Below are 13180 nucleotides of genomic sequence, written 5' to 3' on the forward strand. Positions count from 1 at the left end.
ACCTTGGCCATCGCGGTCGTCATCGCCGGGCTGGCCATGCTGGGCACGGCGACGGCGACGTGGCTCAGCGCCGAGGCGCCTGCGGTGGAGGTCGAGGGCGCCGAGCTCCCGCCGACGGTGGCCGAGACCGCCGGCGCGACCGCGGCGCCTGCGAGCGTCCCCGCCGCCGTGGTCGCGCTGGCCACCTCGTTGCCGCTGGCCGCGGCCGGGCTGGCCGAGCGGACGGCGGGTCCCGCCGGGCGGCGGGCCGCGCTCGGCATCGCGTCGGCGGCAGCGCTGGCCGTGGGCGTCCTGGCAGCCGTCGCGGTCGCCCAGTCCGGGACCACACCGCACCCGGCGGGGGAGGGGGCTGACGCGCCGGTCGTCCGCTCGGCGGCCATCGGTGCCTTCGGCCTGGCCGCGGCCGTCGTGGTGGTCGCGACGGCGGTCGCGTGGCGCGCGCCGACCCATGCGGCCCGGTCGGCGGTGGGTCGCGACGAGGCCGGTCGCGACGAGGCCCCCTCGGCCTATACCGTCGAGGGGGTGCGCGCAGAGGTGACCGACGACGACGAGTGGGACCTGGCCGTGGCCGACGAGGACCGTGCGGGGGGCGAGGGGGCGTGACCCGGCTGGCTGCCCTCGACCTGGGTTCGAACTCCTTCCACCTGCTGGTGGCCGACACCCGACCGCGGGGTCGGATCAAGCGGGTGCGGACCCGCAAGCTGACCATCCGGCTCGGTGAGCCGGTCGCCCGGACGGGGAAGCTCGGCGCGGAGGCGTACCAGCGCGCCGTCGACGCGTTCGACGAGCTGGTCCGCATCGCCGACGGCGAGGGTGCGGACCGCATCGTCGCGGTCGGGACCGAGGCGCTCCGCGCCGCCGAGGACGGTGCCGACTTCATCGCCGAGATGGCCGCCGCGCACGGCACCCCGATCCAGCTGCTGGACGGCCTGGACGAGGGGATGCTGAGCCTGAAGGGGATGGCGTCCGCACTGAACCTCGCCCCGGAGGCGCAGGTGCTCGGCCTCGACCTCGGCGGCGGGTCGCTCGAGATCGCCCTCGGCGGCACGGCCGGCATGGACGCGGGCGCGTCCCTCCCGCTCGGCGGTGCGGTCCTCGTCGACCGGGTCTCCGACCCGCCCCGGCTGGTGGAGCAGGCCGCCCTCCACAGCCACGCCATGGACCTGCTGGTCCCCGCCGCGGAACGCATCCTGACGCACCGGAGCGACCCGTCGGCACCCCTGACGGCGATCGGCACCGCCGGGACGATCCGCGACCTCGGCCGGCTGGGGCTGATCCTCGCCGGGGGCTCGGCGCCCGCGAAGGTGCGGGGCCTGATGGTCAGCCGCGAGCAGCTCGAGGTCGCCTACTCGCGGCTGTGCAGCGTCGACGTCCACGAGCGGATGGACCTGCCCGGCGTGTCCCCGAAGCGCGCCGACCTGCTGCCCGGCGCCGGCGTGGCCGTCCTGGCGGCCATGGAGGCCTTCGGCCTGGCGGCGATCACGCTGTGCGACTGGGGGCTCCGCGAGGGCGTCCTCCTCGATGTCGTAGGGGCCCACGACGTCGTCGACCCCGACGCGGTGGTGGCCCGATGAGCGTGCGAGTGGTCGTCGGACAGGCCGGGCTGTGAGCGCGAGCTTCCTCCACCGGGTCTGCGACGAGGCGCACGACCGTGTGGCCGCCGACGCCGCCCGCGAGCCCCTCGACGAGCTGATCGCCCGCGCCCGCGAGGTCCCGCCACCGCCCGGGTTCGCCACCGGTCTCGCCGCACCCGGCGTCCAGCTGATCTGCGAGGTGAAGCGGGCCAGCCCCTCCCGCGGGCACATGGCGGAGATCCCCGATCCGGCGCGCCTCGCGAGCGCGTACGCCGCCGGCGGTGCCGCGGCCATCAGCGTCCTCACCGAACCGGTCCACTTCGAGGGATCCCTCGACGACCTGCGCGCCGTCACCGCGACCGTCGCGCTGCCGGTCCTGCGCAAGGACTTCACCGTCGACCCCTACCAGGTCTGGCAGGCGAGGGCGGCCGGCGCGGCGGCGGTGCTGCTGATCGTCGCGGCGCTCGACGACGACGCGCTCGTCGAGCTGATGGGCGTCGCGGCCGAGGCGGACCTGGACTGCCTCGTCGAGGCCCACACCGCCGACGAGGTCGCCCGCGCCGCCACCGCCCACGACCGGGCCGAGACCGGCCGGCGCCTGGTGCTCGGCGTCAACGCCCGCGACCTCACGACCCTCACCGTCGACCGCGCCCACGTCGCCCGCGTCCGGGCTGCCGTCGACCTGCCCGACGGGGCGCTGCTGGTCGCCGAGAGCGGCGTCGCCGGCCCTGCCGACGTCGGCGAGTACGCGGCCGTCGGCGCCGACGCGGTCCTGGTCGGCGAGCACGTCGCGACCGCCGCGGACCCCGAGGCCGCCGTCCGGGCCCTGACCGGCCACTGACCACCTCAGCCCGACACACCCCGCCTGGCCACCGCGTACGGTGGGCGCCGCACCCGAGCAAGGACCCACCGAGCCATGACGACCCTCGATGACGCCGCCGGCCTGACGCAGTTCGGGCGGTTCGGCGGCCAGTACGGCCCCGAGGCCCTGATGGGCGCCCTCGACGAGCTCGAGGCGGCCTACGTCGAGGCCATGGCCGACCAGGCGTTCCTCGACGAGATGGAGGAGCTCCGCCGGACCTACGGCGGCCGGCCGACGCCCCTGTACCGCGCGGACCGGCTGACCGAGCACGCCGGCGGCGCGACGATCTACCTCAAGCGCGAGGACCTGGCCCACACCGGCAGCCACAAGCTGTGCAACGTCCTCGGGCAGGGCCTGCTGGCGAAGCGGATGGGCAAGCCGCGGCTGATCGCCGAGACCGGCGCCGGGCAGCACGGGGTGGCCACCGCGACGATCGCCGCGCTGCTCGGCATGGACTGCGTGGTGTACATGGGCGAGGAGGACACGCGCCGCCAGCGCCTCAACGTGGTCCGCATGCAGCTCATGGGGGCCGAGGTCATCCCGGTGACGTCGGGCACCCGCACCCTGAAGGACGCGATCAACGAGGCGATGCGCGACTGGGTGACCAACGTCGAGGACACCCACTACCTCATCGGCTCGGTCATGGGCCCCCACCCGTTCCCGACGATGGTGCGGGACTTCGTCAAGGTGATCGGCCAGGAGATCAAGGGCCAGCTCCACGACGTGGAGGGGCGGTTGCCGGACGCCGTCGTGGCCTGCGTCGGCGGCGGCTCGAACGCGATGGGCGCGTTCTACGAGTTCATCGGCGACGTCGACGTCCGGCTGGTCGGCGTCGAGGCCGCAGGGTCCGGGATCTCGAGCGGCCGCCACGCCGCCACCATCGGCGGTGGCAGCGAGGGGATCCTCCACGGCGCGCGCACGATCGTGCTGCAGGACGACTACGGCCAGGTGGTGCCGACCCACTCGATCTCGGCCGGCCTGGACTACCCGGGCATCGGTGCCGAGCACGCCTGGCTCGCCGACACGGGCCGTGCGGAGTACCTGTCCGCCACCGACGACGAGGCGTTGGACGGGTTCCGCCTCGTGTGCGAGCTGGAGGGGATCATCCCGGCGCTCGAACCCTCCCACGCGGTGATCCCGGCCCTCCGCCTGGCCCGCGACCTCGGTTCCGACGGCGTGGTGGTCATCAACCTGTCCGGCCGTGGGGACAAGGACGTCGACGAGGTCGCGCGGATCCTCGAGATGACCGCCGCGGGGGAGGGGGAGCGGTGACCGTCGCCGAGCACATCCGCGCCGTCAACGACACCGGACGCGCGGCGCTGATCATCTACCTCCCGGCCGGCTACCCGGACATGGAGACCTCCCAGGAGTGCCTGGAGGCCGCCGTCGAGGGAGGTGCCGACGTCCTCGAGATCGGGTTCCCGTACTCCGACCCGCTGATGGACGGGCCGGCGATCCAGGCGGCCAACCAGGTCGCCCTCGACGCGGGGTACACGCCGGAGGACGACTTCGCGATGTGCGAGCGGCTGACCGGCGGGATCGACGTGCCGGCGCTGGTGATGACCTACTACAACATCGCTTGGCACTACGGCCACGCCGACCGGCTGGGGGACTTCGCCGCCGCCGCAGCCGCCTCGGGGCTGGCCGGCGTGATCCTGCCGGACCTGCCGGCGGCGGAGGGCGGTCCGTGGCGGGCCATCGCCGCCGAGGCCGGGCTCGACACGGTGTTCCTCGCGTCCCCGACGTCGACCGACCCGCGCATCGCCGCGGTGGCGGAGGCGTCCACGGGGTTCGTGTACGCCACCTCCACCCTCGGGGTCACCGGGGTGCGCCAGTCGCTGTCGGCCGCGGCCGCGCCCCGGGTCGAGCGGATCCGCGCGGCGACCGACCGTCCCGTGTGCGTCGGGATCGGCGTGTCCACCGCGGACCACGCCCGCGAGGTGGCGGGTTTCGCCGACGGCGTCATCGTCGGCTCCGCCGCGGTCCGCGCCGCCGGTGAGGACGGCCCCAAGGGCGTCAAGCGGCTCGTCGAGCAGCTCGCCGCGGGCGTGCGCGAGGCCGCCCGGGCCTAGCGGGCGCCGGACCGCGATCCCAGATCTGAGGATCAGCTCCGCATGGGTACCCAGCCCTCGGATCTGAGCGGCGCGGCGCCGGACCGCGATCCCAGATCTGGGGATCAGCTGCGCCGGCGCACCCAGGGCTCAGATCTGAGAGCCGTGGCAGGACCGACCCCGGACCCGGACCTAGCCCTCGGCCAGGACGATGACCCGGTCCTCGGGGCCGAGGGTGACCGGCGCGGACTTCGGCGGGTTGACCACCACGCCGTGCTGGGCGGTCGCGTCCCCCGCGAGTGCGGCCAGGCGGTAGCCGATCGCGGTCTCGCCACGTCCGGACGCGGACGCCACGACGGTCGAGAACGGCGTCGCCCGGCCCGGCACGACGTAGGCGTCCGCCGGCCGCAGGTAGATCTCGGACCCCTCGGGGTCGAACAGGGCGGTGAAGACCGTGGCAAGCTCGGCGTTCTCCGACACCTGGGCGAGCAGCAGGCTGATCAGCTGGTCGGACACGATGAAGTCGTCCGCCGACGTCGTGGTGAGGAGCTCGCGGTTGCGGCTGTCCAGCACCTCGGTGACCACCCCCACGGCCAGGCCCCGGCGCGCGGCGAGGTCCCGCAGGTGCAACAGCGTGACCAGCGTGTCGGTGTCGGCCTCGTCGCGGGACTCCGCGGCCTCCTCGGCCAGCAGGATGATGTGGTCGTAGCGCTCCAGGGCGAGGGACTCGAGGACCGCGCGCCGCGTGATCGCCGCCTCGGTGGCCACGACCGCGGTGTGGGCCAGGGCGCCGGTGACCTCCGCGAGGTCCTCGCCGAGCCCGGGGTGGGCGGCGACCACGTCGACGGTGGACCCGGGCGACACGTACGCGTCGAGCTGCCGCAGCACCACGCCGCCGCGCGCGTTCCACCCGAGGACCAGGGTGTGCTCGGGGGCGGGCGGCGCCTCCGGGGCGTCCCGGACGTCGGCGGGGACCGGTGGGGCGACGGGGTCGACGGCCAGCCTGACGGTGTCGTCGTCCTCGCTGATCGCGATCACGTGGTCGTCCGCGGCGAGCACCGTCGCCGCTGGCGGGTTCAACAGGATCGTCCCGTCCGCGCGGCGCAGCCCCATGACCGTCGACGTCTCGTACGCCAGCTGCGCGTCGGCGTAGGTGCGGCCGTCGAGGCGCGGCTCGGGGTGGAAGTAGATCTCCGCGCCGTCGAAGTCGAGCAGCTCCGCGTAGACGACGCTCAACCCGGACTGGCGGCAGGTCTGCGCGGTGATCCGGGCGATCAGGTCCCCGACGCCGAGCACCCGGACGTCGTCGCCGGCGATGATGTCGGCGACCTCGGCGCTGGCCGGCTCGACCAGCGTGGCCACGACGTGGTTGCGGCCTGGCGTGCGGACCGAGGGGTCGGTCAGCGCGAGCAGCGCGCGCAGGACGAACCGGTCGGTCGTGTCGTCCTCGGGGGCCAGCAGGATGACCGACCGCGCCTCCTCGATGTTGGCGATCTGCAGGTCGACGACCGACAGCGGGCTGCCGGAGCGGCAGATCACCTTCGTCGAGCCGAGGCGGTCGCCGACCTGGTTGCGGATCTCGTCCTCCATCTCGACCTTGTCGCGGTCGGCCAGCACCACCACCCGCGGTCGGGGCGTGTTGGCGTTGGCGACCGCCAGCTCGGTCAGGACGGTCATGATCTTCGGGGACCAGCCGAGCACCACGGTGTGGCCGGACTCGAGCACCGCCGACCGGCCCTTGCGGAGCTGCTCGAGCTGCCCCTCGATGCCCGCGGTCAGGACCCCGATCAGGGTCGAGACGATGAACAGGCCGCCGATCGTGACCAGCAGCATGATCGCCCGGAACGGCCAGCCGACGTCGGCGCCGACGCCGCCGGCGTCGAGGGCGCGCATCATCGACTGCCAGGCCGCCTCCGGTGCGGACAGCGGCCCGCCGTCGGTGGGGGCGAGGTCGAGCAGGACGATCACCGCCGCACCGGTGACGACCACCACCAGCGACAGCAGTGCGAGCCACCCGATCAGGGCGATCGGCCCTCGGGACAGGCTCGAGTCGAAGGCGTAGCGGACGCGGTCGCCCAGGCCGGGTCGACGGCGCGTGGGACCCGGAGCCCGGGTGAAGGACGAGGGGGAGCGGAGGCGCCGACGGGCGCGGGCGGCGTGGGTGGCCAAGCGTGGCGGTCCTTCGAGGGCTCCCAGGGCTGGAGCGGACGAGCCAGCGTACCCGATCGGCCGCGCCCGACGGCCAGCGGGCTCAGCGGTCGAGCACGTGTCGGAGCGCGCCCTCGATGTCCGGGTGGGCGAAGGTGAACCCCTCGGCCTGCAGCCGCGCGGGCACCGCCCGCAGGGACGTCATCAACAGGACGTCGGCGAGCTCGCCGAGCAGCAGCCTGGGCCCGACCGCCGGGAGGGGGATGATCGCCGGCCGGCCGAGGACCCCCGCCAGCGCACGGGTGAACTCCGCGTTCGTGACCGGGTTCGGGCTGGTCGTGTTGTACCCGCCCTCCGCGGTGGGGGTCTCGATCGCCCAGCGGATCGCGGCGGAGACGTCGTCGATGGCGATCCACGGCCACCACTGCCTGCCCGACCCGAACCGGCCGCCCAGCCCGAGCTTGAACAGCGGCACCATCCGGGCGAGCGACCCGCCGGCGGGGTCCAGGACCTGGCCGAACCGCAGGTGCGCCACCCGGACGCCCGCCTGGCGCGCGGGGTCGGCCGCGGCCTCCCAGGCCCGCACCACCTCGGCGAGGAAGTCGGTGCCCGGCGGGGTGTCCTCGGTCACCACCTCGTCGCCGTGGTCGTCGAACAGGTTGATGCCGCTGGCGCACACCAGCACCTGCGGCCCGTCGGCGGCGGCGACCGCCTCGGCGATCGCCGCGGCGACCGTCCGGGTCCCCGATCGACGGCTGCGCATGATCCGCTCGCGCTGGGCGTCGGTCCAGCGGCCACCGGCGATCGGCTCACCCGCGAGGTGCACGACCGCGTCCACGCCGCGGAGCGACGCCGGATCGAGGTGCCCCTCGGGATCCCAGGCGATGTCGGACCCCGATGCGTCGCCGCGGACCACGCGCACCACCCGGTGCCCGGCCGCGTGGAGGTCCGCCACCGCCCGCTGGCCGATCAGCCCGGTCGACCCGGTCACGGCGATGGTCATGTCCTGCGTGGCGCCCATGACCGGAGGGATACCCTCCGCGCGTCCCCATCACGCCGCGTCCCTGCGCGGACACCGCCACCGGCGGTACGATCGACGACCCGACACGCCCCTGTAGTCCAACCGGCAGAGACACACGACTCAAACTCGTGCCAGTGTGGGTTCGAATCCCACCGGGGGTACCCAGCACCCCGGCGCCGACCGCCCGTCACGGCGTCAGGTCGGGCTCCAGGTCGACGTCCACGTCGGGGTCGCGGTCCTCGTGGCCCCGGACTTGGTCCCTGCCGCCACCCTTGGCCAGGTAGAGCGCGGCGTCCGCACGGCGCAGCAGCCCCCACGCGGAGTCGCCGGGCTCGTGGGTCGCCACGCCCATGCTGGCCGTGACACGGCCGACGGCGGGGAACATCGTCGAGGCGAGCGCCATCCGGCACCGCTCGGCCAGCGCGACCGCGTCGCCCATCGCCGTCGTCGGCGCGACCACGAGGAACTCCTCCCCGCCCCACCGGCCCAGCAGGTCGGTGTGCCGCACGGTCGTGCCGAGGACCTGCGCCACCTCCCGCAGCACCGCGTCCCCGGCCTCGTGGCCGTGGGAGTCGTTGATCCGCTTGAAGTGGTCGATGTCGAGCAGGATCACGGCGAGCGGCGCGTCCTCGTCCTGTGCCTCGGCGAGCTGGGACTCGAGCTCGGCGTGCAGGTGGCGCCGGTTCGGCAGCTGGGTGAGCACGTCGGTGTGCGCCAGCGCGGTCATGGTCTCGGCGTGGCTGCGCGCCTCCGCGGCCTGCTCCTTGGTCTGCGCGAGCACGTGCAGCAACCCGACGGCGGCCACCAGGGCGATGATCGGGGGGAGGAAGTCGACCGCGTCGGCCGGCAGCCGACCCGCGATCGCGTCCGGTGCCAGCCTGGCGGCCAGGATGCCCACGTAGGCGGCGACGATCGCGAGGGCCAGCCGCAGCGCCCGGTCGGTCTCGAACGCGACGTACGCGAGCATCATCATCAGCGTGATCGCGAGGAGGGACTCGGCGGACATCTCCTCGCGGACCCCGGCGAGGTCGGCCGCCCTGATCATCCCGCCGGCCACCACGACCAGGTACGTCACGACGACCCCGACCAGGACGACCCGCTCCGCGGTCCGCACCCCCATCCGCCGGCGGAGCAGCCCGATGGCGACGACGAGCTGGACGGCGATGTGGGGTGGGTAGAGGATCGCGATGACCGGGTCGTCGCCCTGCTCCACGATCCACGAGGCGGCGAGGACGGGGAGCCCGATCGCGAGGCACAGCAGGTAGATCCGCCGGCGCAGCTCGTCGCGGCGGTCGATCACCTCATCATCCTCGGAGCCATCTCCACGTCCTGGTCCTCGTCGTCACGGCGCGAACAGCTCATGATCACCATCGGCGGTCGGTCACGCCACCTGAGCGGCGTGTAGCGTGACCCCTCGACGGACGACGGCGAGGGAGGTGGCGCGATGATCTTCCGGTCTGCGGACCGCACCCGCCGTCGTCTGGCCGCGCTGCACGCGGAGATCGGGGACCTCCGCGGCCGCCTCAGCGTCCTCGAGGAGCAGGTCACCTTCCTCGTCCAGGTCGAGGCGGATGCGGAGACCGAGGCGGTGGTCGGCGACACGCCGGTGCACGTCCGCGAGCACCGCACCGCCAGACGGGACCTGCAGCGCGCGCAGCGCGAGCGCGACGAGGTGCGACGCGCGATCGAGCAGCGCGTCGCCGAGCAGGACCGCCTGCTCGAGCAGCTCCTCGAGTGACGCCGGCGGCCGGCGGACTTCAAGGCCGTCGTCCGCACCGCTAGATTGACCCCCGTCCCAGCGCCCCGACGTGGAAGGAAGCCCCGCATGACCGACGCCGCAGCCGCCCCCATCCGCGTCCTGATCGCCGAGGACGAGGCGCTGATCCGCCTCGACCTCAAGGAGATGCTGGTCGAGGAGGGCTTCGAGGTGGTGGCGGAGGTCAGCGACGGGGCGACCGCGGTCCGCATGGCGCGCGAGCTGCGCCCCGACCTGTGCATCCTCGACCTCAAGATGCCGGTGATGGACGGCATCCAGGCCGCGGAGCAGATCACGAACGAGCGGCTGTCGGCGGTCCTCATCCTGACCGCCTTCAGCCAGCGCGACCTGATCGAGAAGGCGCGCCGCGCCGGGGCGATGGCGTACCTGGTCAAGCCCTTCCAGAAGCACGACCTGCTGCCCGCCATCGAGATCGCCGCGGGCCGCTTCAAGGACCTGCAGGGGCTCGAGGCAGAGGTCGGGACCCTGACCGACCGGCTCGAGGCCCGCAAGGTCGTCGAGCGGGCGAAGGGGCTCTTGATGGAGCACGAGGGCATGACCGAGCCCGCGGCGTTCCGCTGGCTGCAGAAGGCGGCGATGGAGCAGCGGCTGACCATGAAGATCATCGCCGAGCAGGTCATCGCCGACCACGAGGCGCCCTGAGCGCCGCACGTCCCGTCCCGCCTGCCTACGACCACGGTAGTATCCAACGCCCACCCAACCGACAAGGGGTTCCCGTCGTGAAGATCACACGTTTCACCTGGCTCGTCGCGCTGATGGCCGTCCTCGCCCTGGGGGCTGCCGCCTGCGGATCGGACGACGGGGGTGATGCTGCCACCGACGACACCGAGGCGATCGAGGACGTCGCCTCCGAGGCCGGTGACGCCGTCGACGAGGTCGCCGACGGGGCCGAGGACGCGCTCGGGGAGGCCGAGGCGTCGGCGGAGGAGGCCGCGGACTCCGGTGACCTGGGTCTGGCCGCCGAGGGGCAGATGGTCGTCGGGTCGGACATCGCGTTCGAGCCGTTCGAGTCGATCGTCGACGGCGAGCCGGTCGGCTTCGACATCGACCTGATGGACGAGATCGCAAGCCGGATCGGTGTCGAGGTGGAGTACCAGAACACGCCGTTCGACACGATCTTCACCCAGCTCGCGAGCGGGGCGTTCGACGCCATCATCTCCGCCATCACGATCACCGACGAGCGCGACGAGACGATCGACTTCTCCGAGCCGTACTTCGCCGCGAACCAGGCCCTCGCGACCCCTGAGGGCTCGGACATCACCGGTGTCGCCGACCTCGGCAGCGAGACGGTCCTGGCCGTCCAGGCGGCAACCACCGGCGCGGACTACGCGTCGGAGACCTTCACCGACGCCCAGATCCAGGAGTTCCCCACCTCCATCGACGCGTTCACCGCGATGGCCGCCGGCCAGGTGGACGCCGTCTTCATCGACCTGCCCGTCGTCGGCGAGCAGGTCGAGCAGGGCAACGCGGTGCTGGCCGAGGAGGTCGACACCGGCGAGCTCTACGGCATCGGCGTGCAGGAGGGCAACACCGCCCTCGTGACCGCGATCAACGGCGCGCTCGAGGAGATCATCGCGGACGGCACCTACGCCGAGATCTACGGCGAGTGGTTCGAGGGCGACGTCCCCGAGCAGTTCGCCAGCTGACCCAGCCGCACGCACCCCCCGCCGCTCCGGTGGGGGGTGCTCGCGTTCCGCGGCCCCTGGGTTCTGCGACTCTGCGCTCCGTGATCCTGCGGCCACCCGGCAGCCACTTCGCCTCCGCGCGGCAGAACATGTGCGAACATGACCGGCCATCGATCACAGCGAGGCCATGACGGACACCACCGACGCTCGCGACGCGGTGCCGGCGGCGACCCCGCCGACGACCGGTCGGACGACCCCAGAAGCCGGCGACACGGCGCCCACGGCGGCGCTGGTCCTCGGCCTGCTCGCCCTCGTGGCGGCGCCGGTCGTGCTGTGGGTCGTCGACGTCGGGATCGCCGGTCTCGCCGTGCCGGTCGTCGGGTACGCCGCCAACGCACTGGCAAGGTCCTACGCCGCCCGGATCGACTACAGCCCTCCCGGCGACGGCGTGATGCGCCGGGCGCAGACCGGGCGCCTGGCCGGGATCGCCGGTGCCCTGGTGTTCGCCCTGGGCGGGCTCGTCACCTGGGTGGTCGGCAACGACCAGCTGGCCAGCCTGGGCACGCTGCTGTTCAACCCGGAGTTCTTCACCGAGGCGTTCCCCACCCTCCTGGCCGAGGGGCTGCGGATCACGCTGATCGTCTGGGTGGTCGCCGTCGTCCTCGGCCAGGTCCTCGGCGTGGTGCTGGCCCTCATGTCGATCTCGCGGCGGTTCCTGATCCGGGCGCTGGCGAGCGTCTACATCGACATCTTCCGCGGCCTCCCGGCCATCATCACGATCGTCCTGGTCGGCTTCGCCCTGCCGCTCGCCGGCCTGCGGCCGTTCGGCCGCAACCAGATCTGGTACGCCGCGTTCGCCCTCGGCCTCGTCGCCACGGCCTACATCGGCGAGATCGTCCGCGCCGGCATCCAGTCGATCGAGGGCGGGCAGATGGAGGCAGCCCGGAGCCTCGGCATGCCCCACCAGCTGGCGATGCGGCTGATCGTGATCCCCCAGGGCATCCGCCGGGTCGTCCCGCCGCTGACGAACGAGTACATCGCCCTGCTGAAGGACACCTCGCTGATCTTCATCATCGGGCTGCCCGCCAGCTCGGGGTCGTTCTTCCAGGGACGGGACCTCTTCAGGGTCGGCCAGAACCTGGCGCAGCAGTACGGCAACTACTCCCCGGTCGTGCTGGCCGGCATCTTCTACCTGGTCCTCACCATCCCGCTGACGCGGCTGACCAACTACCTCGACCGGCGCCTCCGCGAGGGCCGGTCGGCGGAGGAGCGGTCGGTCGCCGCCGACGACGACGTGGTCGACGTCGGTGCCACGCACGGCCACGGCGGGGCGATCGGGGGCGGCGCGTGACGGCCACGCCGCGGGTCGAGCTGCGGGACCTCCGGAAGTCCTTCGGGAACCTCGAGGTCCTCACCGGCATCGACCTCGCCATCCAGACCGGTGAGGTCGTCGTGGTCGTCGGACCCTCCGGGTCGGGGAAGTCGACCATGCTGCGCTGCGTCAACCTGCTCGAGGAACCGACGGGCGGGGCGGTCCTGCTCGACGGCATCGACATCACCGAGGAGGGGGTGAACGTCGACCGGATGCGCCAACGCGTCGGGATGGTCTTCCAGCAGTTCAACCTCTTCCCGCACATGACGGTCCTGCAGAACGTCACCGTCGCCCTCCGCAAGGTCAAGCGCATGGCGAAGGCGGAGGCGAACGACATCGGCCTCGCCCGGTTGCGCGAGGTCGAGCTGGCGCACAAGGCCGACGTCCGGCCGGCGCAGCTGTCCGGCGGCCAGCAGCAGCGGGTCGCGATCGCCCGAGCGCTCGCGATGGCACCCGAGGTGATGCTCTTCGACGAGGTCACCTCCGCCCTCGACCCCGAGCTGGTCAAGGGCGTGCTCGACGTGATGGGCGACCTCGCCTCCCGCGGGATGACGATGATGGTCGTCACCCACGAGATGGGCTTCGCCCGCGAGGTCGCCGACCGCGTGATCTTCATGGACGGGGGCGTCGTCGTCGAGGACGGCCCGCCCGCGCAGATCATGGAGGACCCGCAGAGCGAGCGCCTGAAGGTCTTCCTGAGCCAGGTGTTGTGAGTCCCGTCCTGTGACAACCCCCGATCGAGGAGTGACC

At 73.2% G+C, this 13180-nt stretch carries 13 protein-coding genes and 1 tRNA gene; 11 read left to right on the top strand and 3 right to left on the bottom strand.

Translation table 11 applies throughout. The features are described from left to right. Window positions 1–3: 3 nt before the first annotated feature. The 5 genes from ACEQ2X_RS07655 (at window position 4) to trpA (ending at window position 4508) form a co-directional block, all read left to right on the top strand. Entirely contained in the window at window positions 4–603 is a 600-nt protein-coding gene (locus ACEQ2X_RS07655) for a hypothetical protein (RefSeq protein ID WP_372530550.1), read from the top strand. Then, window positions 600–1574, top strand: coding sequence for a hypothetical protein (locus tag ACEQ2X_RS07660; RefSeq protein WP_370325210.1), 975 nt, complete (start codon window positions 600–602; stop codon window positions 1572–1574). The genes ACEQ2X_RS07655 and ACEQ2X_RS07660 overlap by 4 nt, the downstream gene beginning before the upstream one ends. Window positions 1575–1605: 31 nt before the next feature. Continuing rightward, entirely contained in the window at window positions 1606–2415 is an 810-nt protein-coding gene (locus ACEQ2X_RS07665) for an indole-3-glycerol phosphate synthase TrpC (protein ID WP_370325211.1), read from the top strand. A gap of 75 nt (window positions 2416–2490) precedes the next feature. Beyond that, window positions 2491–3708, top strand: a complete 1218-nt coding sequence (trpB, locus tag ACEQ2X_RS07670) for a tryptophan synthase subunit beta (RefSeq protein WP_370325212.1) — start codon at window positions 2491–2493, stop codon at window positions 3706–3708. Next, window positions 3705–4508, top strand: coding sequence for a tryptophan synthase subunit alpha (gene trpA, locus ACEQ2X_RS07675; RefSeq protein ID WP_370325213.1), 804 nt, complete (start codon window positions 3705–3707; stop codon window positions 4506–4508). The genes trpB and trpA overlap by 4 nt, the downstream gene beginning before the upstream one ends. Before the next feature lie 171 nt (window positions 4509–4679). Here the strand turns inward: trpA and ACEQ2X_RS07680 are convergent, their stop codons facing one another. After that, window positions 4680–6656 (bottom strand): potassium transporter TrkA, encoded by a 1977-nt coding sequence (locus tag ACEQ2X_RS07680; protein WP_370325214.1) that lies wholly within the window; start codon window positions 6654–6656, stop codon window positions 4680–4682. Between the two features lie 82 nt (window positions 6657–6738). Further along, window positions 6739–7656: a TIGR01777 family oxidoreductase gene (locus ACEQ2X_RS07685; protein ID WP_370325215.1), complete on the bottom strand. Its 918-nt coding sequence runs from the start codon at window positions 7654–7656 to the stop codon at window positions 6739–6741. A gap of 87 nt (window positions 7657–7743) precedes the next feature. Between ACEQ2X_RS07685 and ACEQ2X_RS07690 the strand changes: the two genes are divergently transcribed. After that, a tRNA-Leu gene (locus ACEQ2X_RS07690) sits at window positions 7744–7817 on the top strand. 26 nt (window positions 7818–7843) lie between these two features. On the opposite strand, the gene ACEQ2X_RS07695 is transcribed toward ACEQ2X_RS07690, so the two are convergent. Next, a complete protein-coding gene (locus ACEQ2X_RS07695; protein ID WP_370325216.1) occupies window positions 7844–8956 on the bottom strand; it encodes a GGDEF domain-containing protein in 1113 nt (370 codons plus the stop codon). A 144-nt stretch (window positions 8957–9100) separates the two neighbouring features. Here ACEQ2X_RS07695 and ACEQ2X_RS07700 point away from each other — a divergent pair, with 144 nt between their 5' ends. From ACEQ2X_RS07700 to ACEQ2X_RS07720, 5 genes are all read left to right on the top strand, one after another. Beyond that, entirely contained in the window at window positions 9101–9394 is a 294-nt protein-coding gene (locus tag ACEQ2X_RS07700) for a hypothetical protein (protein WP_370325217.1), read from the top strand. An 87-nt stretch (window positions 9395–9481) separates the two neighbouring features. Then, the gene (locus tag ACEQ2X_RS07705; protein ID WP_370325218.1) at window positions 9482–10075 is read left to right on the top strand and encodes an ANTAR domain-containing response regulator; all 594 of its coding nucleotides are present in this window, start codon (window positions 9482–9484) and stop codon (window positions 10073–10075) included. A gap of 77 nt (window positions 10076–10152) precedes the next feature. After that, the gene (locus ACEQ2X_RS07710; protein WP_370325219.1) at window positions 10153–11079 is read left to right on the top strand and encodes a basic amino acid ABC transporter substrate-binding protein; all 927 of its coding nucleotides are present in this window, start codon (window positions 10153–10155) and stop codon (window positions 11077–11079) included. 166 nt (window positions 11080–11245) lie between these two features. After that, window positions 11246–12409 (top strand): amino acid ABC transporter permease, encoded by a 1164-nt coding sequence (locus tag ACEQ2X_RS07715; protein WP_370325220.1) that lies wholly within the window; start codon window positions 11246–11248, stop codon window positions 12407–12409. Then, complete coding sequence (locus ACEQ2X_RS07720; RefSeq protein ID WP_370325221.1) at window positions 12406–13143, top strand: amino acid ABC transporter ATP-binding protein; 738 nt, start codon at window positions 12406–12408, stop codon at window positions 13141–13143. The genes ACEQ2X_RS07715 and ACEQ2X_RS07720 overlap by 4 nt, the downstream gene beginning before the upstream one ends. Window positions 13144–13180 lie beyond the last annotated feature (37 nt).

This window comes from Euzebya sp. (assembly GCF_964222135.1).
Classification (GTDB): Bacteria; Actinomycetota; Nitriliruptoria; order Euzebyales; family Euzebyaceae; genus Euzebya.